This is a genomic window from Brevundimonas sp. Root1279, assembly GCF_001425945.1.
Classification (GTDB): Bacteria; Pseudomonadota; Alphaproteobacteria; order Caulobacterales; family Caulobacteraceae; genus Brevundimonas.
Map to the genome: position 1 here is coordinate 110,150 of NZ_LMEB01000001.1, position 25,289 is coordinate 135,438.

The window sequence follows — 25,289 nt, forward strand, 5'->3', positions numbered from 1 at the left end:
CCCGGCCATGCATTCCTTTGATGTCATCGTCATCGGCGGCGGTCACGCCGGCTGTGAGGCCGCGGCCGCTTCGGCGCGCGCGGGCGCCCGGACCCTGCTGCTGACCCAGAAGCTAGAGACCGTCGGCGAGATGTCGTGCAACCCGGCCATCGGCGGCCTGGGCAAGGGCCATCTGGTGCGAGAGATCGACGCCCTGGACGGCGTCATGGGCCGGCTCGGCGACGTGTCGGGCATTCAGTTCCGTCTGCTCAACCGCTCCAAGGGCGCAGCCGTGCAGGGCCCACGCAGCCAGATCGACCGTCGCCTCTATCGCGAGGCGATGCAGGCCGAGCTGGCCGCCACCCCGAACCTGACCCTGATGGCCGGCACGGCCGAGCGCCTGATCGTCAAGGACGGCCGCGCCGCCGGCGTCGTGACGGGGGAGGGCGTCGAGCTTGCCGCCGGGGCCGTGGTGCTGACGACCGGCACCTTCCTCAATGGTGTGATCCATAAGGGCGACCAGCGCATCCCCGCCGGCCGTCACGGCGAGGCGCCCTCCACCGGCCTAGCCGCCGATCTCTACGGCGCGGGCTTGGCCATGGGCCGTCTCAAGACCGGGACTCCGGCCCGCCTCGACGGCCGCACCATCGCTTGGGACCGGCTGGAGATGCAGGCCGCTGACGACCAACCCGTGCCGTTCAGCTTCCTGACCGACCGGATCGACGTGCCCCAGATCGCCTGCGGCGTCACCCACACGACCGAAGAGACCCACCGCATCATCGCCGAGAACCTCGGCGAGAGCGCTGTCTACGGCGGCCATCTGTCCGGCCGCGGGCCGCGCTACTGCCCCTCGATCGAGGACAAGGTCGTCCGTTTCGCTGACAAGACCTCGCACCAGATCTTCCTCGAGCCCGAGGGGCTGGACGATCCGACCGTCTATCCGAACGGCATCTCGACCTCGGTGTCCGACGCCACCCAGTCCGCCTTCCTGCGAACCATTCCGGGGCTGGAGGCCGTGGAGGTGTTCCGCTTCGGCTACGCGATCGAATACGACTATGTCGATCCGCGCGAGCTGACCCCGGCGCTGGAGGTCAAGAAGCGGCCCGGCCTGTATCTGGCGGGCCAGATCAACGGCACCACCGGTTATGAGGAGGCGGGCGCTCAAGGGTTGATCGCCGGCCTGAACGCCGCGCGGGCGGCGGCGGGCTCCGAGCCGATCGTACTGGGCCGCGACCAGGCCTATATCGGCGTCATGATCGACGATCTCGTGACGCGCGGTGTGACCGAGCCATACCGCATGTTCACGAGCCGAGCCGAATACCGGCTGACGCTGCGGGCCGACAATGCCGATCAACGGTTGACTCCCATCGGCCTCGCCGCCGGCTTGGTGGGCTCCAAGCGGCAGGCCGTGTTCGAAGCCAAGGCCGCCGCCCTCGCCGACGCTTCGGCCCTGGTTCGCGAGACCAAGTTCACGCCCAAGGAGGCCGGAACGCTCGGCATCTCGGTCAACGCCGACGGTCAGCGCCGTTCGATCCGTGACCTGCTGGCCTTCCCTGGCGTCGACCTGTCGACCTTCGAGACGGCCCATCCGCAGATCGCCGACTGGTCTGCGCAGGTGCGTGAGCAGGTCGAGATCGACGCGGGCTATGCCTCCTATCTGGACCGTCAGGCTTCGGACGCCGAAGCCCTGCGCCGCGAGGAGCAACTGGCCATTCCGCATGACCTCGACTACGGCGCCATCGGCAGCCTGTCGAACGAGGTGCGTGAGAAGCTCAGCCTGGTGCAGCCGCGGACCCTCGGCCAGGCCGGCCGCATCGAGGGCATGACCCCCGGCGCCCTGACAGCCCTGCTGTCACACGTGAAACGGGCGAAGGTCCCCGCGTGAACGCCGCTGAATTCCAGGCGCTAACCGGCGCCGCCCCCAGCCAGATGGCCGACCTCGAGGTCTTCATAGCCCGGCTGACCGAGGTCAATGCGGTGATGAACCTGATCGGGCCGGACACTCTGCCCGACGTGTGGAACCGCCACTTCTGGGACTCCGCCCAGCTGCTCGATCTGGCGCCCGAGGCGAAGACCTGGGCCGATCTGGGGGCGGGGGCCGGCTTCCCCGGCGTGGTTCTGGCGATCCTGCTCAAGGGTCGCCCGGGCGCCCATGTCTGGCTGATCGACAGCCTCGGGAAACGGTGCCGTTTCCTGCAGGCCGTGGTCGATGAGCTGGGCCTCCCGGCCACCGTCATCAACGGTCGCGCCGAGGAGCAGACGGTGCAGGTGGATGTCGTCACCGCCCGCGCCGTCGCCCCGATGGAGAAGCTGCTCGGCTATGCACAGCCTTATCTACAACGGGGCGCGTCCGGGCTGTTCCTGAAGGGGGAAAAGGCCGAGGCTGAGGTAGTCCAGGCGCGGGGAGTCTGGCACTTTGAATCCGACCTCTCCGTCTCGCGCAGCGACCCGCGCGGCCGTATCGTATCCGTTCGGAGCCTTCGCCGTGCGCGCTGATCGCAAGACCCGAGTCCTCGCCGTTTCGAACCAGAAAGGCGGGGTGGGCAAGACCACCACGGCGATCAACCTCGGCACCGCGCTGGCCGCGATCGGCGAGAAGGTGCTGATCGTCGACATGGATCCGCAGGGCAATGCCTCGACAGGCTTGGGTGTTCCACGTGAAACGCGGCGAGTGACGATCTACGACGTCGTCGTCGACGGCCGCTCGGTGGACGACGCCGCCGTGCAGACGGCCGTTCCGGGCCTGCACATCATCCCGGCGGACGCCGACATGTCCGGGGTCGAGATCGAGCTGAGCCAGGCCGACCGCCGCTCCTTCCGCCTGCGCGACGCCCTGGCGGGGCAGGGCCGGGATGGCCAGACGCGCTACGACTATGTGCTGATCGACTGCCCGCCGTCGCTGAACCTGCTGACCCTCAACGCCATGGCCGCGGCCGATGCCGTGCTGGTGCCGCTGCAGTGCGAATTCTTCGCCCTGGAAGGCCTGACCCAGCTGATGAAGACCATCGAGATGGTGCGACAGAGCCTGAATCCGACCCTGGAAATCCAAGGTCTGGTGCTGACCATGTACGATCGCCGCAACGCCCTTTCGGGGCAGGTGGCCGCCGACGTCAGGTCCCATTTCGGGGACAAGGTGTATGAATCGGTCATACCGCGGAACGTACGCGTCTCGGAGGCGCCGTCCTTCGGCAAGCCGGCGCTGATCTATGATCTGAAATGCGCCGGCAGCCAGGCCTACCTGCGGCTCGCCCGCGAGGTGGTCGCGCGCGAGAAGACCCGGCGGCTGCAGGCCGCCTGAGACACCGAGCAGAGAACAGGAACAGTCATTTGAGCGATCGTCAGCGCGGCCTGGGCCGGGGATTGTCGGCCCTTCTGGGGGAACAGGCGGCGGAGGCTGTGCCGGTCGACGGCTCGCCGACTCCCGCCGGCGTGCGCCTGGCGCCGATCGAAAGCCTCAAGCCCAACCCCGAACAGCCCCGTAAGATCTTCCGTCGTGAGGACCTGGAGGAGCTGGCCGCGTCGATCCGCGACAAGGGCGTGCTGCAGCCGATCCTGGTGCGGTCGCAGCCCGGCCAGGATGGCGTGTGGCAGATCATCGCCGGCGAGCGCCGCTGGCGCGCCGCCCAGATGGCCCGCCTCACCGAGGCGCCGATCATCGTCCGCGAGATGGATGACGTCGAGGTCTTTGAAGTCGCCATCATCGAGAACGTCCAGCGCGCCGACCTCAATCCGCTGGAAGAGGCCGACGCCTACCGCATGCTGATGGAGCGCTTCGGCCGCACCCAGGACGGCGTCGCCGGGGTCGTCGGCAAGAGCCGCAGTCACGTGGCCAATACCCTGCGCCTGCTGCAGCTGCCGGAGGAGGTGCTCCAGTATGTCCGCGAGGGCCTGCTTAGCGCCGGGCACGCCCGCGCCCTGATCACCGCCCCGGATCCCGTCGCCCTGGCCGAACAGGTCGTGCGCGAAGGCCTCAACGTCCGCCAGACCGAGGCCCTGGCCCGTCGCGCCGCCGAGGGCCCCAAGCCGGGCAAGGCTCGCGTGGCGTCCCAGTCAGGCGAAGGTTCAGCCGACGTCGCCGCCCTGGAGCAGGACCTCGCCGACGCCCTGGGCCTGCAGGTCCGTCTGGCTGACCGCAACGGCAAGGGCGAGCTGAGCATCCGTTACGGCTCGCTGGAGCAGCTCGACGACCTTTGCCGTCGACTGATGCGCGGCTAAGGGCGCCTGTGCTAGGCTTGCGGCATGACTGACAAGCCCAATCCGACCGCGGAAGCGATGAAGAAGGCCCTGGCCGCCAAGAAGGCTGGCGGCGGCGCGCCGTCCAGCGGCGGCTTCAAGCCGGCCCAACACGCTGAGAAGTCGATGGCTCGCCAGAGCGCAGCGGCCAACAAGCCGGCGTTCCGCAAGGCGTCGAAGCGGGGCTAGAGTCCCAGCCGCCGCGCCCGCGCCGAGATCTCAAGCAGCAGCCGTTCGGCGATCAGCTGGTCCGGTGAGCCGGTCGTCTTGGTGGCCACATCGGCGGCGTTGACGCTGTCGAGGACCTTTTCCAGATCCTCGAGCCGCCAGCTGCGCGCCTGGCGCAGCATCTCGGCTTCCTGTTTCCAGAACACGCCGGCGGCCTTGGCGGCCTCCTTGGCCCCGGCGCCGTTGGCCTGCAGCACGTTGATACGGCGCAGCTTGCCGAGGTGGATCGAAGCCTGGCGGACGGCCATGACCGGACTCTCGCCCTCGGCCAGGGCGCGGCGGAGACCGGACTGGGCCGGGGCAGGGCGGCCGCCGAAGGCCTGCAGGGCCGCGTCCTGGAGCGAGGCGTCGGGCTCCACGCCCAGATGGGCCTCCAGCTCGGCCACGTCGATGGTGCGGCCGCTGCCGGGGCCGATGTAGAGCACCAGCCGCTCGATCTCCTGGCGCATCAGGCCGCGTTCGCGGGGCAGGCGGGCGACGAAGCGATCCAGGGCGTCCCCGGTCAGGCCGACCTTGTCGGCGGCCAGGGCCTCGCGCGTCATGCGGGCCACGTCGCCGGTCTCGTCTTCGTAGCAGGCGATGCCGACGGCATGCTCATGCGCCTCGGCGGCCTTGCGCAGGGCGGAGTCGCGGCCCAGGGCCCCGGCCTCGATGACCAGCATGGCGTCAGGGTTGAAGCCGCCGTCGCCATGGGTCTTCAGCGCCGCGGCCAGCATCTTGTCGATCGAGGCCTTTTCGGAGCCCAGACGCACGCGCACCAGCCGTCGGCCGCCGATCATGCTCAGCGCCGTCAGGGCCTCGTCGAGACGCGCCTCGTCGCCGTCGATGTCGGAGTCCGTCAGGACGGTGACGTTGAACGGGTCGTTCAGGTCCGGGGTGATCGCCTTGCACAGGATCTCGGCGCGTTCGCCGACGCCTGAACGGTCCTTGCCGTGGATGACGGCGGCGCGGACCTTGTTGTCCGGGCTCTTCAGAAAGCGATCGACCTCTGGCCGCTTGGAGAGGATCACTGGTCGGACAGCGCCGTGAGCAGGTCGAGCCGGATCAGACGGGCCAGCTCGGCCGCGGCGCGCTCTTCGCCATCCTGCTGGGCGGCGATGGCGGCGTAGGGCTGGTCAGCGGCGGCGTAGGTGGTGGTCACCGTCTCGGAGCCGGTGATCGGCTCGCCGCCGTTCAGCGGCGTCAGAACCCAGGCGCCGCGGACGGTCAGTTCGTAGCGGGTGGCGGTGTCGTCGATGCGCCGGCCCAGCGGGCGACGCGCGTGCTCGACGCTGGTCTCCAGCCGCCACAGCGGGGCCTGGGACGCGTCCCGGCCCAGGGCGTCCTCCAGCTGCTCGCGCAGGCGATAGCCGAGCCGGTCGTCCTGGGTGGTGACGGAGATGCGCGACAGGGAGGTCCCCGCCGCACCCTGGGCGTACAGCGGAGTGAAGCCGCAGCCGGCCAGTCCCAGGACCGAGACGGCCGCCAGAACGCCGGCCAGGCCGAGCGCGCGCATCAGCCGACCACCACGTTGACGATGCGGTCCTTGACCACGACGATCTTCTTCACGGTCAGACCCTCCAGCCGCGCCTGAACCTCCGGATCGGCCAGGACGATGGCCTCCACCGCCGCCGGCTCCAGGCCGCGGGCGACGCGGATTTCGCCGCGGCGTTTGCCGTTGACCTGGATGGGCAGGGTGACCTCGTCGTCGGCCGCCAGGGCCGGGTCGTAGACCGGCCAGGGCGCGTCCAGGATCATTCCCTCTTCGCCCAGCCGCGTCCAGCCTTCCTCGGCCAGGTGCGGGGTGAAGGGGGCGACCAGGCGCAGCAGGGCCGAGAGCGCCTCGCGCCGCGCCGCGCCGCCGGCCTTGGGATGGTCGCGGACGGTGGCGACGAAGGCGTAGAGCTTGGCGATCGCCGAGTTGAAGCGGAAGCCGGTGATGCCTTCCGACACCGCCTTGATGGCCTTGTGGGTCTCGCGCAGCAGGGCCGCATTGGCCTCGGCCTCGCCCTCGTTGGCGGGATCGAAGCCGTCAACCTCGGCCCAGACGCGCTGGACGAAGCGGCTGGCGCCCTCGACGCCGCCCGGGGTCCATTGCACGTCGCGTTCCGGCGGGCTGTCCGAGAGGACGAACAGGCGGCCGGCGTCAACGCCGTAGGTGTCGACGATCTCTTGCGGGGCGACGACGTTCTTCTTCGACTTGGACATCTTCTCGATGTCGCCGATCGACAGGACCTTGCCGTCGGACAGGCGGGTCGCGACCCGCTTGCCGTCCACCGTTTCGATGCGCACATCGGCCGGCTCGACCCAGAGCGGCTTTCCGACGCTGTCGGCGCCGTCGAAATAGGTCTCGTGGACGACCATCCCCTGGGTGAACAGGCCGGCGAAGGGCTCCTTCACCGTCATCAGGCCGGCGTCGCTCAGGGCGCGGCTGATGAACCGGGCGTAGAGGAGGTGCAGGACGGCGTGCTCGACGCCGCCGATGTACTGGTCGACGGGCAGCCACCGGTCGGCCGCAGCCTTGGCGATCGGCTCGGCCGCCGTCGGATCGGTGAACCGGGCGAAATACCAGCTGGAGTCGACGAAGGTGTCGAGCGTATCCGTCTCGCGTGTCGCATCACCGTGACAAGACGGGCATTTGACGTGCTTCCAGGTCGGGTGGCGATCCAGCGGGTTGCCGGGCGTGTCGAAGGTGACGTCCTTGGGTAGCTCGACCGGCAGTTGGTCGGCCGGCACGGCGCCGCACGAGGGGCAGTGGATCACCGGGATCGGGCAGCCCCAATAGCGCTGGCGGCTGACGCCCCAGTCGCGCAGGCGATAGATGGTCGCGCCGTCACCCTGGCCGGCGGCCTCGATGCGCGCGATGGCCGCGGCCTTGGCCGGCTCGATCTCCATCCCGTCCATGAAGTCCGAATGGAACAGGGTCCCCGGGCCGGTGTAGGCCTCGTCGGCGACCGCGAAATCGTCGCCGGCGCCCTCGGGACGCACGACCGGGATCACCGGCAGGCAGTATTTGCGGGCGAAGTCCAGGTCGCGCTGGTCGTGGGCCGGGCAGCCGAAGATGGCGCCGGTGCCGTACTCCGACAGGATGAAGTTGGCGATCCAGACGCTGACTTCGCGGCCATCGAACGGATGGATGACCTTCAGTCCGGTGTCGAAGCCGATCTTTTCGGCCTGTTCGATCTCGGCCTGGGTCGAGCCGCCCTTGCGGCATTCGGCGACGAAGGCGGCGGCCTCGGGATTGGTCTCGGCCAGGGCGCGGGCGACCGGGTGGTCGGCGGCGATGCCCATGAAGCTGGCGCCGAACAGGGTGTCCGGGCGGGTGGTGTAGATCTCCAGGCCGTCGGGCGCGGCCTCGGGTGCGGCGCCGGACCAGGCCCAGGTCATCTGGAGACCCTTGGAGCGGCCGATCCAGTTCTCCTGCATCAGCCGGACCTTGTCGGGCCAGCGGCCTTCAAGCTCCTTCAGGCCTTCGATCAGGTCGTCGGCGTAGTCGGTGATGCGCAGGAACCACTGGTTCAGCTTGCGCTTCTCGACGATCGCGCCCGAGCGCCAGCCGCGGCCGTCGACGACCTGTTCATTGGCCAGGACGGTGTTGTCGATCGGGTCCCAGTTGACGACCGAGTCCTTGCGATAGACCAGGCCGCGCTTGAACAGCTCCAGGAACCAGGCCTGCTGCTTGCCGTAGTAGGCCGGGTCGCAGGTGGCGAACTCGCGGCTCCAGTCCAGCGACAGGCCCAGCAGCTTCAGCTGGTCGCGCATGGTCGCGATGTTGGACCAGGTCCAGTCGCCCGGATGGATGCCGCGTTCGATGGCGGCGTTTTCGGCGGGCAGGCCGAAGGCGTCCCAGCCCATCGGGTGCAGCACGTCGAAGCCCTGGGCGCGCTTCGAGCGAGCCACCACGTCGCCCATCACATAGTTGCGGGCATGGCCCATGTGGATGTTCCCCGACGGGTAGGGGAACATCTCCAGGACGTAGTATTTCGGCCGTCCCGCGCCTTCGGTCGGCGTGCGGAAAGCGTCGGCGGCCGCCCAGCGGGCCTGCTGGCGGGGTTCGGCGGTCTTGGGCTCGTAGCGGGCCACGGGAATCCTTAGGGCGTCGCTCCAGAAGGGTGCGGCCTTAAGGAGGCAGTGGTCGGGGAGGGCTTAGCCGGCGGAGGACAGGTTGAGCTGGCGCGCCTTGGTCAGGATCGCGTTCTCCAGATCGGTTTCGGTCTGAGCGGCCACCGGAGCGGAAACCCAGCCGCCGGTCGCGTCACGGACTTCCTTGGTCACGGTGACGTTCAGGGCGTCGGCGCGCAGGCGGGTGTCGAGGATGAAGACGGTCGCCTTGAAACGCTCGTTCGGCGTCTGCGGGTCGGTGTACCAGTCATAATTGATGACGCCGCCCCACGGATCCGCGTTGGCCAGCGGCATGAAGCTGAGCGTGTCCAGCGTGGCGCGCCACAGGTAGGCGTTCACGCCGATGCCTTGTTGGGCGCTCGCCGCGGGCTTTTCCCCGCCGCCCATGCCCGGGATCGAGCTGCACCCGCCCAGCATCAGGCCCGACGCGATCAGGGCGATCGCTGCGCCGCGAACCAGCACCATCGAGACTCTCCATTCGATCGAGACGTGCAGCGGACAGTCCCGCGCACGCGCCAAGCCCGCCCCCCTGGGGTCGTGGCCGAAGCGACGCTCTATAACACGCTGAAAAGGGGCTATGACAAGGCGAAGTCGCAACCCTTCGCCCCACGGCGACCTTATCGGGGACACAGTCCGCGCCGCGCGAGTTCGACCGCGTGACGCTCGCGCCACAGGAGTCCCCTAGAGTCGCAGGGAACCATGCACTAACAGCCACGTTTCGTTGACCGGGCTGGCTAGCGGTGTCTAATCGCTGGCAAGGACTGCGGCGGAACTCCCGTCGCGGCGAAAAGGGTGGGATATGCGCAAGGGCGCTATCATCGCTGGTCTGGCCGGGGGGCTCGCTCTCCTCGCTGCAGCCGACGCAGCCTCTGCGCAGGCCGCCCAGTCGCGCACCCGTGCGCCCGCCGTTTCGCTGACCGAAGCCCAGGCCGCCCGCACGGCCCCCACGCAAAACCAATCGCGCCTCCGCTTCACTGAGCGCGGCCGCTGGGGCCTCGACCTGAATCTGAGCCAGCCGGTCGGTCGCGAGAGCAATCTCGGCGACGTCGAGGCCGGCGCCTACTATCGCGTCAACCCGCGCCTGCGCGTCGGCGCCACCGCCGGCCTGGCCGAGCCGGACCAGGATCCGGCCGCCCCGTCGTCGCAGAACGACCGCCGGGCCGCGCCGCGTTTCCGGCTGGAATCGATCTTCCGCTTCTGATCGCTCAGGCTGGCCCGAACGCCGCCTGGATCGCCCCCACCCCCGCCAGACCGCATGCGCCCGAGCCGATGAGTTCGCGCGCGTTCGAGCCGTCGATCCCGCCGAGCGCATAGACCGGGACCGGGGAAGCGCCGGCCCACCCCCTGAACTGCCCCACGCCGAGCGCTGGCCGCGCCGCCGAGGCCCCGCCGGCAGGGAAGACTGGCGACAGCACAGCCGCATCAAGGCCCTCCGCGCGCGCCAGGGTGTCCGCCGAATGGACGGCGCCGGTGATCCGCCAGCCGGGATGAGCGGCCGCGAGGGCGACCGCCCAGTCCAGCGCCCGCTCCGGCAGATGCACGCCGTCGGCCTCGACCTGCTCGGCCAGTTCGGCGTCCAGACCGATCAGCAGCAGGCCGTCGCGGCTGCGGGTCGCGTCGCGCACGCGTCGGGCGGTCTCTAGCGCGTCGGCCGCGCCGAAGGAGCGGAACACCACCCCCGAACCGGCGGGGAGCCGCGCCGCCGTCTCCCATGGCCGGGGCGTCCGCTCGGGATCGGTGAAAAAGAGCAGGGGCGGCAGGTTCGGCGCCGGCCGGTCGGCCGCCCGGCTGACTTTGGCGGCGTCGCGGGCTAGGACGCTGGCGACCTCCCACAGGATTTCGGCGTCCGGACGGCTCATGACCCTCTCATCCCCCGAACCCGTCCATCCGTCCAGCGACGTCGCGCCCGTCGCCGGCCGCTTCGACCATGTCCGCCGCCGCATCGCCAAGGCCTGTCGCATCGCCGGACGCGACGCCGCAGGCGTGACCCTCGTCGCCGTCACCAAGACCCAACCGTCAGAGGCGCTCGACGCCGCTCTGGCCGCCGGTCAGCGGGTTTTCGGCGAGAACCGCGTGCAGGAGGCGCAAGGCCATTGGGCCGATCGCGACCGGAGCGGCCTCGAGCTGCGACTGATCGGGCCGCTGCAGACCAACAAGGCGGCCGACGCCGTCGAACTGTTCGACGTCATCGAGACCGTCGACCGCGAAAAGCTGGTCGACGCTCTGGCCGCGGCCGGAGCCAAGGCCGGGCGGACGGTGCGGGTCCTGATCCAGGTCAACACCGGCGCCGAGCCGCAGAAGGCTGGGGTCCTGCCTGAGGACGCCGACGCCTTGGTCGCCTACGCCCGGATCGCAGGCCTGCATGTCGACGGCCTGATGTGCATTCCGCCCGTCGAGGAGGCTGCCGGCCCGCACTTCGCCCTCCTGCGCAAGATCGCCCGCCGCAACGGCCTGGAGGCTCTGTCGATGGGCATGAGCGGCGACTATGAGCTCGCCATTCGCTTGGGCGCGACCCATGTGCGGGTGGGATCGGCGCTGTTTGGGGAACGAAATCGCCCTGTTAAGCCCTCTATGGACTGAAAACCGCTCCGCTGACGGTCCCCGCCCTTGGCGGATGGCCCAAGGCTCGCCATTCTGACAGACATGCCGACGCCCAAGACCATCCTGATCATCGACGACGACGACGACCTGCGCGAGGCCTTGGCCGAGCAGCTGGCGCTGCACGAGGCTTTCCGGCCGGTGCAGGCCTCGACCGCTGCGGAAGGGGTGCGCATGGGCCGCGAGGTCCGCGCCGACCTGATCCTGCTCGACGTCGACCTGCCCGACATGGACGGGCGCGAGGCCTGCCGCCTGCTGCGCAAGGACGGGGTCTCGACCCCGATCATCATGCTCACCGGCCAGACCTCGGACTCGGACACGGTGCTGGGTCTCGAGTCGGGGGCCAACGACTACGTCACCAAGCCCTTCCGCTTCGCCGTCCTGCTGGCGCGCATCCGCGCCCACCTGCGCAGCCACGAGCAGTCAGAGGACGCCGTCTTCCGCATCGGTCCCTATGAGTTCCGGCCCGCCGCCAAGGTCCTGGTCGACGACAAGGGCAAGAAGGTGCGGCTGACCGAGAAGGAAACCAGCATCCTCAAATACCTCTACCGCGCCGGGGCCAAGGCCGTGTCGCGCGAGGAGCTGCTGACCGAAGTGTGGGGCTACAACGCCGGCGTCACGACGCACACGCTCGAGACCCACATCTACCGCCTGCGCCAGAAGATCGAGCCCGAGCCCGGCCAGGCCCGCCTGCTGCTGACCGACGCCGGCGGTTATCGCCTGCAGCCCTAAGGCCGCTCCGCACCCGAAACGACGGCGTCGGATGTATCCGATGTCGTCGTTGTCGCGTCCAATGTGTTCGATGTCGCGGATCTAGCCGGAAATGTCGCGCATTTGGATGTCGCGCATATAGCGCCTCGATCGCCCTAAATCGGCGTCAGCCGCACAGCCTGGAGCCGGCGCTCGAGCGCTGACGACTCGAACACGGCGGGATGCGTATGCGCCTCGGCCAGCGTGCCAGAGGTGGTCGGGCCTCAGACGGCGAGATCCATCGTCACCGGAGCGTGGTCGCTGGGTTGTTCCCAGGCGCGGACATCGTCGTGGATGCGGGCCGTGCCGGCCACGACCGCCGGGGTCAGGCCGGGCGAGGTCCACAGGTGGTCCAGGCGCAGGCCGCGGTTGGACTTGCGGAAGTCTGCGGCGCGATAGCTCCACCAGCTGGCCAGCTTCTGCGGCTCGGGGATCTGGTCGCGCACCACGTCGGCGAAACCGCCGGCCTCTTGCAGGCGGCGCAGGGTTTCGACCTCGAGCGGCGTGTGGCTGACGATCTTGGACATGTAGCGGTGGTTCCAGACGTCGTTCTCGCCCGGGGCGATGTTGAAGTCGCCGGCCAGAACCAGCGGACGCTGCTTGTCCCGCCCCGACATCTCAGCCGTCAGTCGCTCATAGAAATCCAGCTTGTGATCGAACTTGGGGTTCACGGTCCGGTCAGCGACGTCGCCGCCGGCGGGGATGTAGAAATTCTGGATCTCGATCCCGTCGACCACGACTCCGCAGCAGCGGGCGTGGCGCTCGCGGCAGACGTCGAGCGCGGGAGCTTCGGCGATCGGCTTGCGGCTGGCGATGGCCACGCCGTGCCAGCCCTTCTGGCCGCCGATCTTCAGGTGCGGCAGGCCCATGGCCTCGAAGGCCGCCCGGGGAAACTGGTCCTCCAGGCATTTGATCTCCTGCAGGCACAGGACGTCCACGCCGCTCTCGGCGATGAAGCGGGCGACCTGATCCACGCGCAGGCGGACCGAGTTGATGTTCCAGGTGGCGATGCGAAGCATCGCGCATTCTTAGTGGGAGCGCGGTCAAAAGGCTCCGCCTTTTCGACCCGACGCGCTCCGGGCTCCCGACGCGGTCGCGCGCCGCTTGGGCGGGGCCATAAATCGGTGCCTGACGGCTAGCCTGCGCGAAGCGCCAAGCCGCGTCGGGTCGAGAAGGCGGAGCCTTCCGACCCCGGGCCAAACAAAAAAGCGCCCGGTCGGCTGGACCGGGCGCTGGAAGGTTCGTCTCTCTCGCCGCCGGGAAGGGGATGAAATCCGTAGCGGGTCAGACCGGCTCCCGCCGATCTGTGACTAAAACAGCACGGCTGAGAAAAAATGTCAAGATGAATACCGGATTCCGAAGTCGTGGCTCTGCGAACACGATTCGTTCGATGGGGGAATTAGTCGCGACCGGGGCGACGCGTGGGGTCACGCAGCTGGAACAGGCTTGCCGACAGGTTGGAGGCCGGGGCCAGGGAGGTCAGTTGGGTCCGGGTCACCCCTCCATTGGCGTCGACAATGGTCCATTCGTGCAGGCGGATCGGGTTGCCGGCGAAGGCCAGGGTGACGCGGCCGTCGCCGGGGCGACGACGATCGCGCGCGACGATGGCGAAGGCGCCGGAGTCCATGCGCGTCACCTCATCGATGCGGACGCCCTGGTCGAAGCGGACGTTGCGCGACAGGAAGGTCGACAGCGGCGTCTGGCCCAGCGGCACCTGGCGGAAGGTGTTCAGGCGCGGATCGTAACGCTTCACGTTCGACCCGTCCGAGACGACCAACAGACCCGCCGGGTTGGTGTATTCGAAGCGCAGCTTGCCCGGGCGCTGGATATAGAAGCGGCCCTCGCGGCGAACCTGGCCCGAGGTTTCGACGAAGGTCCCCTGGGCCGCGGTGAGCGACTGCAGATAGGCCTGGGCCCGGGCCAGGGCGGCGCGATCCTCGACGGAAAGATTGTCCTGGGCCTGCGCGGGCAGGGCCGAGACGGCGGCGAGGACAGCGGCGGATCCGAGACCGAAGGCGCGGCGTGAGACAGTCATCAGGTATTCTCCCGTTCGGGATGGTTTTCGATCATGCCGTCATGCGGGACGCGCGAGGCCGGGGAATGACCCGAGCCTGACCATATTCCGGCGCTCGGATGAAGCCCTGTTCAGCATCGTCGAGCAGACAGCGGGCCAGACAACGCACCTCAGGCCCGGTCCGTTGCCCACAACCTTGGCGAAGCGCTCAGGCCGCGTCGGGTCGGGAGATCCCGAAGGGCCGACGACCGCGGCCCAACCTACATGGGCGGCGGGCCGGCCAGCACGTCGCGCTTGCCGGCGTGGTTGGCGGGGCTGACCACGCCCTCCTGCTCCATCCGCTCGATCAGCGAGGCGGCGCGGTTGTACCCGATCTGCAGGCGGCGCTGGACGTAGGAGGTCGAGGCCTTGCGGTCGCGGGTGACCACGGCCACGGCGCGATCGTAGAGGTCATCGCCCGAACCGCCGCCGTCGTCCCCGAAGCCGCCGCCGTCCCCGTCGCCGTCCGGTTCGTCGGTGATCAGGTCCAGATAGTCCGGCTCGGCCTGCAGCTTCAGGTGCTTGCAGACCTCCTCTACCTCGCGGTCATCGACGAACGGCCCGTGCAGGCGCGTGATCCGCCCGCCGCCGGCCATGTAGAGCATGTCGCCCTGACCCAGCAGCTGCTCGCCGCCCTGCTCGCCGAGGATGGTGCGGCTGTCGATCTTGGAGGTGACCTGGAAGGAGATCCGGGTCGGGAAATTGGCCTTGATGGTGCCGGTGATGACGTCCACCGACGGGCGCTGGGTGGCCATGATCAGGTGGATGCCGGCGGCGCGGGCCATCTGGGCCAGACGCTGCACCGCGCCTTCGACGTCCTTGCCGGCGACCAGCATCAGGTCGGCCATCTCGTCCATGACCACGACCAGATAGGGCATGGGCTCGGGGCGGATCTTCTCGGATTCGTAGACCGGACGGCCCTGTTCGTCGAAGCCGGTCTGGACGGTGCGTTCGAAATGTTCGCCCTTGGCCTGGGCCTCGCGGGCGCGCTCGTTGTAGCTGGCGATGTTGCGCACGCCGAGCTTGGACATGCGCCGGTAGCGGTCCTCCATCTCACGCACGGTCCACTTCAGCGCCACAACGGCCTTCTTCGGATCGGTGACGACCGGGGCCAGCAGGTGCGGGATGCCGTCGTAGACGCTGAGCTCCAGCATCTTCGGGTCGATCATGATGAAGCGGCACTCCGCCGGGCTATGCCGGTAGAGGATCGACAGGATCATGGCGTTGACGCCGACCGACTTGCCGGAGCCGGTGGTGCCGGCGATCAGCAGGTGGGGCATGCGCGCCAGGTCGGCGACATAGGGCTCGCCGCCGATCGTCTCGCCCAGCGCCAGGGGCAGCAGGTGAGCCGGCTTGTCGAACTCGCCCGAGGCCAGCAGGTCGCGCAGATAGACGGTTTCGCGCTTTGCGTTCGGCAGTTCGATGCCGATGGCGTTGCGGCCCGGCACGACCGAGATGCGGCAGGCGCGCGCCGACATCGAGCGGGCGATGTCGTCCGACAGTGCGACGACGCGGCCATGCTTCACGCCGGGGGCGGGCACCAGTTCGTACAGGGTGACGACCGGGCCGGGGCGGATCTGGTCGATGACGCCGCGGACGCCGAACTCCTGCAGCACGCCCTCGAGCATCTTGGCGTTCTGCTTCAGCGCCTCTTCGTCGACCGAGGCCGTGCGCTTGGCCGGCTTTGTCAGGATGCCGAGCGGCGGCAGGTCGAAGCCGCCCTCGCCGCGGCCTTGGGGGCGGGCGAAGTCGAACGTGGCCTGGGCGTCGTCGGCCTCGCGGCGCGAAGCCTTCGGCGCCTTGGCGGCGGCCACCTTGGGCTCGGGCGCGCTGCGAGCGGGCGCCGGCGTCGGCAGGGGGGCGGGCTCGTCGTCCTCCCACGGCGTTGAATCGTCGTGGCTGGCGCGAGGCGGAGGGATGTCGTCCGCGTCCTCCGGCTCCGGGGCGGGACGAGGCCGCGGCGGGGTCTTGGGGCGGCGCGCGGCGGGTGGCGGGGGCGGTGGAGCGCGACGACGGCTGCGCGCCCAGTCGACGCCCTCGGCCAGGTCCGAGCCGCGCAGGCCGATGGCGTAGGCAAGACACCACAGGGCGACAGGCAGGAACAGGATGCCGGCGGTCAGATTCGCGCCCGGCAGGCGCAGGGCGTCGAAGCCCATGCGCACCAGACCGACGAGGGCGTCGCCCCACAGGCCGCCGAGCCCCGAGGCCAGCGGCCAGGCGGCCGGCGCGGCCGGGGCGGCCAGGGCGCCGCCCAGGAGCAGCACTCCGGCGAGGGCGGCGAAGGCCTTGCCCGGGGTGGGCTTCAGGCGTTGCTGCATGACCTCGCCGATGGCGGCGGACAGGCCGAAGGCGACCAGCAGGAGGGCGGCCGGCCAGGCGGCCAGGCCGAGCGACTGCATGAACAGGTCTGCGAACAGCGCCCCGTTCAGGCCCAGCCAGTTGGTCGGCGCGATCGAGGAGGCGGCGTTGAGGCTGGGGTCGGCCGGGTTCCACGACGCCAGGGCCGCGACCAGCAGGGCGGCCAGCAGAGCTTGCAGCACGCCGCGGACGCGCACCGCGAAGGGCGCGGCCCAGACGATGCGGGCGCTCTCGAAGGCGCGCTGGCCGAGGGCGAGGGCGGAGGACATGCGGCGGCGGGGCTCCGGCGAATCGGGACTCCCGCGCACGATGCGCGCGACAGGGTTAAGAGGCTGTTTACCAGCGCGGTCATGCGACGGATTTCACTGCGACGGCCACGCCTCTGGACGGCGAGCCCCGGGAGCGCGAAACAGACGGCATGAGCCAGCCTGACCGCTACGACGTCATCATCGCCGGCGCCGGCATGGCCGGGGCGACCTTCGCGCTCGCCGCGGCGCAGGGCGGGCTGAAGGTGGTGCTGGTCGATCCGCAGCCATTCAGCGTCCAGCTGGCCCCGACCTTCGACGGCCGTTCGACGGCGATCGCCTTCTCGACCTTCCGCATGCTGGACGCGCTCGGCGTCGGCGCGGGCCTGCGCCCGAACGCTTGCCGAATGGATCACATCCTGGTCACCGACGGCCGCCGCCCGGGGGCCGCCAGCCGGCCCGCCGCCTCGGCCTTCCTGCGCTTCGACGCCGAGGAGATCGGCGACCGCACGGACGGCGAACCGCTCGGCTATCTGGTCGAGAACCGGCACATCCGGAGCGCCCTGGCCGAAGCGATCCTCGCCGCCGGCATCGAGGTGCGGGCTCCCGCAGCCGTTCAGACGGTGGTCGCGGGTCCGGCGCGGACGACGGTTACTCTGGCCGACGGCGGCACGCTCGAGGCGCCGCTGGTCGTCGGGGCCGAGGGCCGCGGCTCGCGCGTGCGCCAGCAGGCCGGCATCGACGTCACCGGCTGGGGCTATGGCCAGAGCGGGGTGGTGGCCACCGTGTCCCTAGGCCGGGACCACGGCAACGTGGCCCACGAGTATTTCCTGCCCGCGGGCCCCTTCGCCATCCTGCCCCTGACCGAGCAGCGCGCCAGCCTGGTGTGGACCGAGACGACCCGCCGCGCGGAGGCGCTGAAGGCCTGTTCGGACGCCGCCTTCCACGCCCACCTGATGCGCCGCTTCGGGGACTTCATGGAAAATGTCTCGGTGGTGGGGCCGAGGTTCGTCTATCCGCTGTCCCTCCAGCTCGCCGACAAGCTCACCGCGCCGCGCACGGCCCTGATCGGCGACGCCGCCCATGCAGTGCACCCGGTGGCCGGGCAGGGGCTGAACATGGGGCTGAAGGACGCCGCCGCCCTGGCCGAGGTGCTGGTGGAGGCCATGCGGCTGGGCGAGGACATCGGCTCGGAGATCGTGCTCGACCGCTACGCCCGCTGGCGCCGCTTCGACAACACCGCCCTGGCCGCCGGTTTCGACGGCTTCGTGCGCCTGTTCTCCAACGACCTGCCGCCGGTGCGCCTGGCCCGCGATCTCGGCATGGCCGCGGTGAACCGCATCCCGGTCCTGCGCCGCGCCTTCATGCACGAGGCCGGGGGAGCCTCGGGCGACCTGCCACGGCTGTTGCGGGGCGAGCCGGTCTGAGTCGGGCGGCGGCGATCGCCACGGCGATGCTGGCGAGCCTGCGCATCCGCCCCCGGACCGGACGGCAGTCAGTGGTTGCTGATTGACGACGTATGCCCGCTGTCGACCTAGTCCAGCTGCCGCGCTTCTTCCGTCAGTAGGATCGGCACCCCGTCGCGGATCGGAAAGGCCAACTTGGCGCCCGCCGAGACCAGCTCCTGCCGTTCGCGATCGTAGGTCAGCCGGCCGCGCGTCACCGGGCAGACCAGGGTCTCCAGCAGACGCGGATCCACGGAGGAGGGGGTGTTGAAGGTGTCGCTCATGCGGGAAGGTTATAGGTTCTAGGGGCCAGGTTCTAGGGAAGGCGGGGCGGCCGATCACCGCGTCTCCCTAGAAGCTGACCCCTAGAACCTAGCCCCTAACTTCACTGCATTGACGGCGCTTCGCCCTCGCCGTTGTCGCCGGCCGCATCGATGGTCATCAGGGCGGTCAGGACGGTGGAGCGGTCCAACAGGGATGGAGCCTCGAGCAAGGCCTGTTTCTCGGGCGGCTCGAACGGGAGGGCCATCGACAGGCTGTTGATTAGCGCCTCGGGCGGGGCCGTCTCGGCCGTATCCCAGTCGATGTCGAGGCCGCGCGTTTCGAGGTAGGCGCCGAGCGCCTTGAGCAGGCCGTCGCGGTCCAGGTCCATATCGTCGGTCGCGGGGGCGGACAGGTCGTGCTCGAACGCCTCGAAGTCCGCACGGACCTGCCGATAGGGCGTCTGGGTCGGCAGCTCGCTCGCGATCCTAAATCGGGCGCAGCCGGTCAGGGTGATCAGGTAGCGGCCGTCAGACGTCTCGGCGAAGCTGGTGATCCGCCCGGCGCAGCCGATCGGCGACAGGCTGGGCAGTCGCACCGAAGGCGAATTCGGCTGGATCATGCCGATGATGCGGTCGCCTGCCATGGCGTCGTCGACCATGTTCAGATAGCGCGGCTCGAAAATGTTCAGCGGCAGCTGGCCCCGCGGCAGCAGGATCGCGCCCGGCAGGGGGAAGATCGGGATGACCTGCGGCAGGTCCGACGCCTTCACATAACCCTGAGGCACAGGCCCCCTCCTTAAGCGAACAGCAGCGAGGAGAGGCGGCGGCGGCCATCGCGGGCGACCTCGGACGAGGCCCCGGCGGCTTCGAACACGGTCAGCAGCTGCTTGCGGGCGGCCTGCTCGTTCCACTCGCGGTCGGCGGCGACGATCTTCAGCAGGCTGTCGACAGCGCCTTTCAGGTCGCCGGCGGCGGCCTGGGCGAGGGACAGGTCGTAACGGGCCTGGTGGTCGTTCGGATCGGCCGCGACCTTCGCCTCGAGCTCGGACGAAGCGCCGGTCGGGGCCGAGGAGGCCAGGGAAAGCTGGGCCCGCACCGACTGGACGGTCGTGTTCTTCGAATCCTGCGGGGCCATTGCGATGGTCTGGCGGGCCTGGTCGACATCGCCATCGGCCAGGTAGACGCGAGCCATGCCCGCAATGGCGCCTTCGTGGCCCGGCTCGAGGGTCAGCAGCTGGGCGAAAGCTTGCGCCGCGCCGCCCAAGTCGTTCAGCGACAGCGACTCCTCGCCCAGCGACATCAGCTGCTCGATGTCGGAATTGGCGCTCTCACCGCCGGTCAGCTTGTCGATGAAGCTCTTCAGCTGGCTGTCGGGCACGGCGCCCTGGAAGCCGTCGACCGGCTGGCCGTTGACGAAGGCGTAGACGGTGGGAATCGACTGCACGCGCAGCTGGCCCGCATAGGCGGGGTTCTTGTCGACGTCGATCTTGACCAGTTTGACCGCTCCGCCGGCGGCGCGCACCGCCTTCTCGAGCGCCGGGGTCAGCTGGCGGCATGGCCCGCACCAGGTGGCCCAGAAGTCGACCAGAACCGGCTGGGTCTTGGACTGCTCGATCACGTCCGCCATGAAGCCGGCGTCCGAGCCTTCCTTGATGAGGTCGTCGGGCAGGGTGGTGGGGTCGGCGAAGCTCATCGATCAATCCTGTCTCGGCGGACTCGGGCCCGCTCTCAATTCTGGGCGTAAACGCGACAGCCGGAAGATGGTCCCCGCGTCATCCCGCCTCAAGGGGTCGGACGCGCGAAGCGCTCGACGCGCCCCTAGGTGGGATCGCCGCCGGCCCCCGCGGGGCTCAGCTTCCAGCGAATCTTGGTCTCGGAATCGGTGCGGGCCGAACCGCGCACCACGATCTGCAGCGAGCGCCGGGTCAGGCCGTCATCGACATGGACCGAGGGCTCGATGGCCACGTCCGGGCCGTCGGTGCGGAACCACCAGCCGCGCCCCGAATGGCCGCGCAGCAGGATGGAGCGGCGGTCGCGGGCCAGCGAGGCCTGGACGCCCGGCTCGAGCTGGAAGCGGACGGCGTAGGGGGCGGCGATGGCGCGGACGACATCCTTCTGGCCCGGGGCCGGATGCAGCCGCTCCTCGGCGCGCAGCTCGTCGAGGCGCTGGTCCAGATAGAGGCGACGCTGGTGCAGCAGGCCGTAGTCGTGGACCCAGCCGTCATGCTCGGCCTCCAGCCAAACCGCGCCCTCGCCGTCGCGGCGGTCGACCTCGACGTGCAGCGGGCGGGCGATCAGGCGGTTGCCGAGCAGGTCGCCCTTCCAGCCGCCGATCGGTTCGCCCGTCGAGCCTTCGCCGAGGGTCAGGGTCGAATGGCCGGGGGGCAGACGCAGGCCCTGGCGATCGAGGGCGCGCGGGGACCAGCCGGCGCCGGTGATCAGGCGGTCCTTGCCGCACACGATCTCCAGCGCCAGCGGCTGGGCGCAGGCGGCGACCGACCAGGCGCCGCGGGCCGGGCCGGCGACGTCGGCGACGACGGTCAGCAGCGGGCTGCGGATGCGGGCGATGCCGCCGACGGAGCCTGTTGAGGGCTCGACCGGGGCGTCGGGCAGGGCGGCGGCGACGCGGGCGGCGGTCGAGGGCCCGCCGCCCTGCGCCGTGACCAGTCGGCCGTCCGGCAGGGTGAAGTGGGCCAGGGCGCCAGTCAGGCGACGGATGGCGCCGGTCACGGCCTCGGGCGGCGCCTCGGACAGCTGGGACAGGGCGTCTTCGAGAGTCAGCAGGTCGAGCAGCAGTTCGAGGGCCGCTTCGGGGCTGCGGCCGGCGTGGCCGCCGTCCTCGCCGACCGTTCGGGGCAGGATTCCCGACAGGCGAGCCAGTGCGGTCTTGCGCAGGGCGGCCCCGGGCGGTCCGGCCAGGACGCAGCCGGCGAGGGCCGCGGCGGTGAGGCGTTCGGCCTTGCCGGCCACGCCGCCGGGCGGACGCAGCAGCTGGCGCGCCTGGCGGGCGAGGACGTCGGCGAGCTTGAGCCGTTCGGCCTCGGTGGCGACCTGGCCCATGCGACGGGCGGCGCAGGCGAGGTTGAAGGTGCGCCGGCCGAGGATGTCCGGCCCCCAGGCGAAGGGTGACCAGCGGGTGAAGACCGACGACCAGGCCAGGGTCAGGCGCAGGGCCTCGCGGGCGCCGCGCTCACCCTCAAGCATCAGGGACGGCAGCCAGGCGAAGGCGTGCAGTTCGGCGGCGAAGGCCTTCGACGGGCTGGGCCGGTTCCACGGATCCTCGGGCGCGGCGGCCTCGAGGCTGGAGCCGGCGAGCAGGAATTTGCCCCCCAGCACCGCCTTGCCGGGGGCCGGATCGACCGGCCGGAAGTCGCGCGGCGTCGAGGCGAACCCTTGGGCGATGCGGCCTTTCAGCGTCATCGCGTAGCCCGGCAGGCCGTAGAGCTCGATCCACAGCTGGCGGGTCAGCATGCGGCCGATCACCGTCGGCCACAGGCCCGGGCCGGTCGAACCGCCCGCGGTCTTGATCGGGGTGCGCATTGGGGCCCCGCGCAGCCCGGGTATCTCTCCGGCCGCAGGGCCGTCGGTCTCGGTGCGGGCGAAGGGTCCGAGCGGGCTCATGCCGTCGGGTTTTCGGCGGCCTTCAGGGCCTGGATGTTTGCCGCATAGGCCGACGGGCCGCCCTTGAACACGAAGGAGCCGGCGACCAGGGCGTCGGCCCCGGCGGCGACGCAGGCGGCGGCGTTGGCCGACGTGACCCCGCCGTCGACCTGCAGGTGCGCGTTGGAGCCGGCGGCGTCGAGCAGGGCGCGCGTGCGCTCGATCTTGCGCAGGCTGGATTCGATGAAGGACTGGCCGCCGAAGCCCGGGTTGACCGACATCAGCAGCACCAGGTCGACCAGGTCGATGACCTCCTCCAGCACGCTCAGCGGCGTGCCCGGGTTCAGCACCACCCCCGCCTTGGCGCCCAGCTGGCGGATACGGCCGAGAGTCCGGTGCAGGTGCGGGCCGCTCTCCGGGTGGACCGTCAGATAGTCGGCGCCGGCGTTCTTGTAGGCCTCCAGCCAGGGATCGACCGGGGCGACCATCAGGTGCACGTCGAAGGGCAGGGAGGTGTGCGGGCGGATCGCCTTCACGATGTCGGGCCCGAGCGTGATGTTCGGCACGAAATGGCCGTCCATGACGTCGACGTGGATCCAGTCGGCGCCGGCCCTCTCGAGGGCGGCGACCTCTTCGCCCAGCTTGGCGAAGTCGCTGGCGAGGAGGGAGGGGCAGATCAGGGGCGCGGACATGGTTCGGGGATAAGGCGGGTCGCCCGGCACATCAAGGCGTGGGCTGGGTTTCCGGCCGCCTTGCAGCTACACGGTTCAGTCATCGACCTCCGTTCGAGCTGAGGACCGCCGATGAGCGAGTATGTCGCGACCGTGGAGTGGCGCCGCGAGGGCCAGGCCTTCACCGACAACCGTTACAGTCGCGCCCACGACTGGCGCTTCGACGGCGGGGCGGTGGTGCGCGGCTCCTCGGCTCCGTCCAGCGTCCCGATCCCGATGTCGGACCCGGCCGCCGTCGACCCGGAGGAGGCGCTCGTCGCGGCCGTCTCTAGCTGTCATATGCTGTTCTTCCTGGCCTTCGCCGCCAAGGCCGGCCTGGTCGTCGACCGCTACCGCGACGAGGCCGTGGCCGTCATGGGCAAGGACGAGCGCGGCAAGGTCTCGATCACTTCGGTGACGCTGCGCCCCGAGGTCGCCTTCGACGGGGTGGGACCGTCGCCTGAGCTGCTCGCCGACCTGCACCATCGCTCCCATGAGCACTGTTACATCGCCAACTCGATCCGCGCCGAGGTCACGGTCGAGCCGCGCTGACCCCTTCCGGGGGGAGAACATTCGGGGCACAAGGCCGCGATGTCCGCCGAATCACTCGCCCACGCCGCTGCGCCGTCGCTCGCCGACGCCCGCGCCGCGCTGGAGCGGGTCTGGGGTCACGCCGACTTCCGGGGTCGCCAGGCCGAGGTGGTGACGGAGATCCTGGCCGGCCGCGACGTGCTGGCGGTGCTGCCCACCGGCGGCGGCAAGTCGGTCTGCTATCAGATCCCCGCCATGCTGCGCCCGGGCCTGGGCCTGGTCGTCTCGCCGCTGATCGCCCTGATGACCGACCAGGTCGAGGCGCTGAAGCAGCAGGGCGTGGCCGCGGCCCGGCTCGACTCCGGCGTTTCCATGGACGACCGCTCGGCCATCTGGCGGGCCGCCCGCGCCGGCGAGCTGGACCTGCTCTATGTCTCGCCCGAAGGCTTGGCCCAGCCGCATCTGATCGACCGGCTGCACGACCTGCCGCTGAGCCTGATCGCCATCGACGAGGCGCACTGCGTCAGCCAGTGGGGCCACGACTTCCGTCCCGACTACCGCACGCTCGGCCGGCTGGCCGAGCTGTTCCCGGGCGTACCGCGCATCGCCGTCACCGCCACCGCCGACGCCCGCACGCGCGAGGACATCGTCCGCTCGCTGCGGCTGGATGGGGCCAAGGTGGTGGTCGACAGCTTCGCCCGCCCGAATCTGCAGCTGTCGGCGGTGCGTAAGGAGAACGCCTCGCGGGCCCGCACCGACGCCGCCGTCATCGACCTGGTTCGCCAGCGGCGCGGCAAGTCCGGCGTGGTCTATTGCGGCTCGCGCGACGGCTGCGAGCGGGTGGCCCAGGCGCTGCGCGAAGCCGGCTCGAACGCCATCGCCTATCACGCCGGCATGGACGCGCGGGAGCGCGACAAGCGGCTGGAGCGGTTCCTGGCCGAGGACGGCGCCGTGATGGTGGCGACCATCGCCTTCGGCATGGGGGTCGACAAGGCCGACGTACGCTTCGTCATCCACGCCGACCCGCCCGGGTCGCTCGAGGCCTACTGGCAGGAGATCGGCCGCGCCGGGCGCGACGGCGAGCCGGCCGAGGGCATCACCCTGTACGGTCCGTCCGACATCGCCTGGACCCTGAAGCGGCTCGACGGCCGGCCGATGGCCGAGGAGGTCAAGGCGGTGCAGGTGCGCAAGGCGCGCCAGCTTTTCGCCATGCTCGACGGCCCGGTCTGCCGGCCGCAGTCGGTGCGGCGCTATTTCGGGGAGGGAGACGCCCAGCCCTGCGGCGTCTGTGACATCTGCCAGGACCCGCCGGCCCTGTTCGACGCCACGGTCCAGGCCCAGAAGGCCCTGGCCGCCGTGCAGCGACTCGACCAGCGCTTCGGCCGCAACCGGGTCATCGACCACCTGCTCGGCAAGACCAAGGACGTCCAGCCGTGGGAGACCAATCTGTCGACCTGGGCCATCGGCGCCGACACCGCCCTGCACACCTGGCGCGACGTCGTCGACCACCTGATGTTCGAAGGCCTGCTGGTCGAGGACCCCAACGAGGGCAAGCCGCTGGTCCGGCTCGGCGATCCCGAGGCGGTGCGCGCCGTCTATCGCGGCGAGCGGGCCATCGAGGTGCGGCTGACCCCGGCCCGGGTTTCGGCGCCGCGCGAGCGGGTCCGCACCGGTCGGAACGCCGCCCTGGAGACCATGGACGCCGACGTGCGCGGCCGCTTCGAACTGCTGCGCGCCTGGCGCCGCGACCGCGCCGCCGAGCAGCGCGTGCCGCCCTATGTCATCTTCCAGGACAAGACCCTGCTGGAGATCGCCCTGGCCGAGCCGGGCGACCTGGACACGCTGGGCCACATCGCCGGCGTGGGCCAGACCAAGCTGGATCGCTACGGCAAGGCCGTGCTCGACGCCCTGCGCAACGCGGCCTGACGGGACTCTCGAGCCATACCCGACGGCGCAGCCGGGCGGGGCCTGCGAATCAGAAGGAATCAGCGATTGCCCACGGCGACGCTTTTTCTTGAGGCGGCGGACGGCCATACCCCCGGTCACACCGCTCGCCGACCGCTGAACCGCCACCCGGCAGGAACAGGCTTCACCGCGTGAATCGCTGTCACAGCGGGCGAATCGCCTGTGGACGGCTTGTGGATGGGCCGGCTTCGACCGGGACGAGGGCGGCGCGGCGCTGGTAATACTCGGTC

General features: G+C 70.3%; 24 protein-coding genes. 11 read left to right on the forward strand and 13 right to left on the reverse strand.

Going from position 1 to position 25,289, the window contains the following annotated elements:
* Positions 1–7 precede the first annotated feature (7 nt).
* Genes mnmG through ASC65_RS00580 form a run of 5 tightly spaced genes read left to right on the forward strand, consistent with a single transcriptional unit; the run spans position 8 to position 4,401 of the window.
* Positions 8–1,864 (forward strand): tRNA uridine-5-carboxymethylaminomethyl(34) synthesis enzyme MnmG, encoded by a 1,857-nt coding sequence (mnmG, locus tag ASC65_RS00560; protein ID WP_082525805.1) that lies wholly within the window; start codon positions 8–10, stop codon positions 1,862–1,864.
* Between the two features lie 44 nt (positions 1,865–1,908).
* A complete protein-coding gene (gene rsmG, locus ASC65_RS00565; protein WP_056449116.1) occupies positions 1,909–2,475 on the forward strand; it encodes a 16S rRNA (guanine(527)-N(7))-methyltransferase RsmG in 567 nt (188 codons plus the stop codon).
* Positions 2,465–3,277 carry a ParA family protein gene (locus ASC65_RS00570; protein ID WP_056448044.1) on the forward strand — a complete coding sequence of 271 codons (813 nt, stop codon included), beginning with the start codon at positions 2,465–2,467 and terminating at the stop codon, positions 3,275–3,277. Before rsmG ends, ASC65_RS00570 begins: the two co-directional genes overlap by 11 nt.
* Before the next feature lie 29 nt (positions 3,278–3,306).
* Positions 3,307–4,194, forward strand: coding sequence for a ParB/RepB/Spo0J family partition protein (locus ASC65_RS00575; protein WP_056448047.1), 888 nt, complete (start codon positions 3,307–3,309; stop codon positions 4,192–4,194).
* 24 nt (positions 4,195–4,218) lie between these two features.
* Positions 4,219–4,401, forward strand: coding sequence for a hypothetical protein (locus ASC65_RS00580; protein ID WP_056448049.1), 183 nt, complete (start codon positions 4,219–4,221; stop codon positions 4,399–4,401).
* Here ASC65_RS00580 and holA read toward each other — a convergent pair.
* The 4 genes from holA to ASC65_RS00600 all read right to left on the reverse strand — a co-directional run bounded on the left by holA (position 4,398) and on the right by ASC65_RS00600 (position 9,006).
* Positions 4,398–5,450, reverse strand: coding sequence for a DNA polymerase III subunit delta (gene holA, locus ASC65_RS00585; protein WP_056448051.1), 1,053 nt, complete (start codon positions 5,448–5,450; stop codon positions 4,398–4,400). The two genes, ASC65_RS00580 and holA, sit on opposite strands and share 4 nt — an antisense overlap.
* The gene (gene lptE, locus ASC65_RS00590; protein WP_056448054.1) at positions 5,447–5,935 is read right to left on the reverse strand and encodes an LPS assembly lipoprotein LptE; all 489 of its coding nucleotides are present in this window, start codon (positions 5,933–5,935) and stop codon (positions 5,447–5,449) included. Before lptE ends, holA begins: the two co-directional genes overlap by 4 nt.
* Entirely contained in the window at positions 5,935–8,502 is a 2,568-nt protein-coding gene (gene leuS, locus ASC65_RS00595) for a leucine--tRNA ligase (RefSeq protein ID WP_056448057.1), read from the reverse strand. The genes lptE and leuS overlap by 1 nt, the downstream gene beginning before the upstream one ends.
* A 63-nt stretch (positions 8,503–8,565) precedes the next feature.
* Complete coding sequence (locus ASC65_RS00600) at positions 8,566–9,006, reverse strand: DUF3576 domain-containing protein (RefSeq protein ID WP_056448060.1); 441 nt, start codon at positions 9,004–9,006, stop codon at positions 8,566–8,568.
* A 334-nt stretch (positions 9,007–9,340) separates the two neighbouring features.
* On the opposite strand from ASC65_RS00600, the gene ASC65_RS00605 reads away from it, so the two are divergent.
* Positions 9,341–9,742: an NtrZ family periplasmic regulatory protein gene (locus tag ASC65_RS00605; protein WP_056448062.1), complete on the forward strand. Its 402-nt coding sequence runs from the start codon at positions 9,341–9,343 to the stop codon at positions 9,740–9,742.
* A 4-nt stretch (positions 9,743–9,746) separates the two neighbouring features.
* On the opposite strand, the gene ASC65_RS00610 is transcribed toward ASC65_RS00605, so the two are convergent.
* Positions 9,747–10,400: a thiamine phosphate synthase gene (locus ASC65_RS00610; RefSeq protein WP_056448065.1), complete on the reverse strand. Its 654-nt coding sequence runs from the start codon at positions 10,398–10,400 to the stop codon at positions 9,747–9,749.
* Here ASC65_RS00610 and ASC65_RS00615 point away from each other — a divergent pair.
* Both ASC65_RS00615 and ASC65_RS00620 read left to right on the forward strand, forming a co-directional pair.
* On the forward strand, positions 10,399–11,121 hold the full coding sequence (locus tag ASC65_RS00615) for a YggS family pyridoxal phosphate-dependent enzyme (protein WP_056448068.1): 723 nt from the start codon (positions 10,399–10,401) through the stop codon (positions 11,119–11,121). The two genes, ASC65_RS00610 and ASC65_RS00615, sit on opposite strands and share 2 nt — an antisense overlap.
* Before the next feature lie 63 nt (positions 11,122–11,184).
* A complete protein-coding gene (locus ASC65_RS00620; protein ID WP_056448070.1) occupies positions 11,185–11,871 on the forward strand; it encodes a response regulator transcription factor in 687 nt (228 codons plus the stop codon).
* A gap of 242 nt (positions 11,872–12,113) precedes the next feature.
* Here ASC65_RS00620 and ASC65_RS00625 read toward each other — a convergent pair whose 3' ends face one another.
* From ASC65_RS00625 to ASC65_RS00635, 3 genes are all read right to left on the reverse strand, one after another.
* Positions 12,114–12,908 (reverse strand): exodeoxyribonuclease III, encoded by a 795-nt coding sequence (locus tag ASC65_RS00625; protein ID WP_056448073.1) that lies wholly within the window; start codon positions 12,906–12,908, stop codon positions 12,114–12,116.
* Positions 12,909–13,288: 380 nt separating this feature from the next.
* On the reverse strand, positions 13,289–13,924 hold the full coding sequence (locus ASC65_RS00630; RefSeq protein WP_056448076.1) for a LolA family protein: 636 nt from the start codon (positions 13,922–13,924) through the stop codon (positions 13,289–13,291).
* 239 nt (positions 13,925–14,163) lie between these two features.
* Positions 14,164–16,569 (reverse strand): DNA translocase FtsK, encoded by a 2,406-nt coding sequence (locus ASC65_RS00635; protein WP_056448079.1) that lies wholly within the window; start codon positions 16,567–16,569, stop codon positions 14,164–14,166.
* Positions 16,570–16,718: 149 nt separating this feature from the next.
* On the opposite strand from ASC65_RS00635, the gene ASC65_RS00640 reads away from it, so the two are divergent.
* Positions 16,719–17,972: a UbiH/UbiF/VisC/COQ6 family ubiquinone biosynthesis hydroxylase gene (locus ASC65_RS00640; protein WP_056448082.1), complete on the forward strand. Its 1,254-nt coding sequence runs from the start codon at positions 16,719–16,721 to the stop codon at positions 17,970–17,972.
* Between the two features lie 107 nt (positions 17,973–18,079).
* Here ASC65_RS00640 and ASC65_RS00645 read toward each other — a convergent pair whose 3' ends face one another.
* The 5 genes from ASC65_RS00645 to rpe all read right to left on the reverse strand — a co-directional run bounded on the left by ASC65_RS00645 (position 18,080) and on the right by rpe (position 22,545).
* On the reverse strand, positions 18,080–18,274 hold the full coding sequence (locus ASC65_RS00645) for a Trm112 family protein (protein WP_056448085.1): 195 nt from the start codon (positions 18,272–18,274) through the stop codon (positions 18,080–18,082).
* A gap of 101 nt (positions 18,275–18,375) precedes the next feature.
* Positions 18,376–19,038, reverse strand: coding sequence for an LON peptidase substrate-binding domain-containing protein (locus tag ASC65_RS00650; protein WP_056448088.1), 663 nt, complete (start codon positions 19,036–19,038; stop codon positions 18,376–18,378).
* A gap of 11 nt (positions 19,039–19,049) precedes the next feature.
* Positions 19,050–19,946: a thioredoxin gene (trxA, locus tag ASC65_RS00655; RefSeq protein WP_056448091.1), complete on the reverse strand. Its 897-nt coding sequence runs from the start codon at positions 19,944–19,946 to the stop codon at positions 19,050–19,052.
* 125 nt (positions 19,947–20,071) lie between these two features.
* A complete protein-coding gene (locus ASC65_RS00660) occupies positions 20,072–21,874 on the reverse strand; it encodes a heparinase II/III family protein (RefSeq protein WP_056448094.1) in 1,803 nt (600 codons plus the stop codon).
* The gene (rpe, locus tag ASC65_RS00665) at positions 21,871–22,545 is read right to left on the reverse strand and encodes a ribulose-phosphate 3-epimerase (RefSeq protein ID WP_056448097.1); all 675 of its coding nucleotides are present in this window, start codon (positions 22,543–22,545) and stop codon (positions 21,871–21,873) included. The genes ASC65_RS00660 and rpe overlap by 4 nt, the downstream gene beginning before the upstream one ends.
* A 111-nt stretch (positions 22,546–22,656) precedes the next feature.
* On the opposite strand from rpe, the gene ASC65_RS00670 reads away from it, so the two are divergent.
* Positions 22,657–23,115 (forward strand): OsmC family protein, encoded by a 459-nt coding sequence (locus ASC65_RS00670; RefSeq protein ID WP_056448100.1) that lies wholly within the window; start codon positions 22,657–22,659, stop codon positions 23,113–23,115.
* A 39-nt stretch (positions 23,116–23,154) separates the two neighbouring features.
* On the forward strand, positions 23,155–25,020 hold the full coding sequence (gene recQ, locus ASC65_RS00675; protein ID WP_056448103.1) for a DNA helicase RecQ: 1,866 nt from the start codon (positions 23,155–23,157) through the stop codon (positions 25,018–25,020).
* The last annotated feature ends 269 nt before the right edge of the window (positions 25,021–25,289 follow it).

Bases quoted from the DNA above. Each gene is read 5' to 3' on its own strand.
- mnmG (WP_082525805.1), top strand. From the start codon at position 8: ATGCATTCCTTTGATGTCATCGTCATCGGCGGCGGTCACGCCGGCTGT.
- rsmG (WP_056449116.1), top strand. From the start codon at position 1,909: ATGGCCGACCTCGAGGTCTTCATAGCCCGGCTGACCGAGGTCAATGCG.
- ASC65_RS00580 (WP_056448049.1), top strand. From the start codon at position 4,219: ATGACTGACAAGCCCAATCCGACCGCGGAAGCGATGAAGAAGGCCCTG.
- lptE (WP_056448054.1), bottom strand. From the start codon at position 5,935: ATGCGCGCGCTCGGCCTGGCCGGCGTTCTGGCGGCCGTCTCGGTCCTG.
- ASC65_RS00600 (WP_056448060.1), bottom strand. From the start codon at position 9,006: ATGGTGCTGGTTCGCGGCGCAGCGATCGCCCTGATCGCGTCGGGCCTG.
- ASC65_RS00605 (WP_056448062.1), top strand. From the start codon at position 9,341: ATGCGCAAGGGCGCTATCATCGCTGGTCTGGCCGGGGGGCTCGCTCTC.
- ASC65_RS00615 (WP_056448068.1), top strand. From the start codon at position 10,399: ATGACCCTCTCATCCCCCGAACCCGTCCATCCGTCCAGCGACGTCGCG.
- ASC65_RS00610 (WP_056448065.1), bottom strand. From the start codon at position 10,400: ATGAGCCGTCCGGACGCCGAAATCCTGTGGGAGGTCGCCAGCGTCCTA.
- ASC65_RS00620 (WP_056448070.1), top strand. From the start codon at position 11,185: ATGCCGACGCCCAAGACCATCCTGATCATCGACGACGACGACGACCTG.
- ASC65_RS00625 (WP_056448073.1), bottom strand. From the start codon at position 12,908: ATGCTTCGCATCGCCACCTGGAACATCAACTCGGTCCGCCTGCGCGTG.
- ASC65_RS00630 (WP_056448076.1), bottom strand. From the start codon at position 13,924: ATGACTGTCTCACGCCGCGCCTTCGGTCTCGGATCCGCCGCTGTCCTC.
- ASC65_RS00635 (WP_056448079.1), bottom strand. From the start codon at position 16,569: ATGTCCTCCGCCCTCGCCCTCGGCCAGCGCGCCTTCGAGAGCGCCCGC.
- ASC65_RS00640 (WP_056448082.1), top strand. From the start codon at position 16,719: ATGAGCCAGCCTGACCGCTACGACGTCATCATCGCCGGCGCCGGCATG.
- ASC65_RS00645 (WP_056448085.1), bottom strand. From the start codon at position 18,274: ATGAGCGACACCTTCAACACCCCCTCCTCCGTGGATCCGCGTCTGCTG.
- trxA (WP_056448091.1), bottom strand. From the start codon at position 19,946: ATGAGCTTCGCCGACCCCACCACCCTGCCCGACGACCTCATCAAGGAA.
- ASC65_RS00660 (WP_056448094.1), bottom strand. From the start codon at position 21,874: ATGAGCCCGCTCGGACCCTTCGCCCGCACCGAGACCGACGGCCCTGCG.
- rpe (WP_056448097.1), bottom strand. From the start codon at position 22,545: ATGTCCGCGCCCCTGATCTGCCCCTCCCTCCTCGCCAGCGACTTCGCC.
- ASC65_RS00670 (WP_056448100.1), top strand. From the start codon at position 22,657: ATGAGCGAGTATGTCGCGACCGTGGAGTGGCGCCGCGAGGGCCAGGCC.
- recQ (WP_056448103.1), top strand. From the start codon at position 23,155: ATGTCCGCCGAATCACTCGCCCACGCCGCTGCGCCGTCGCTCGCCGAC.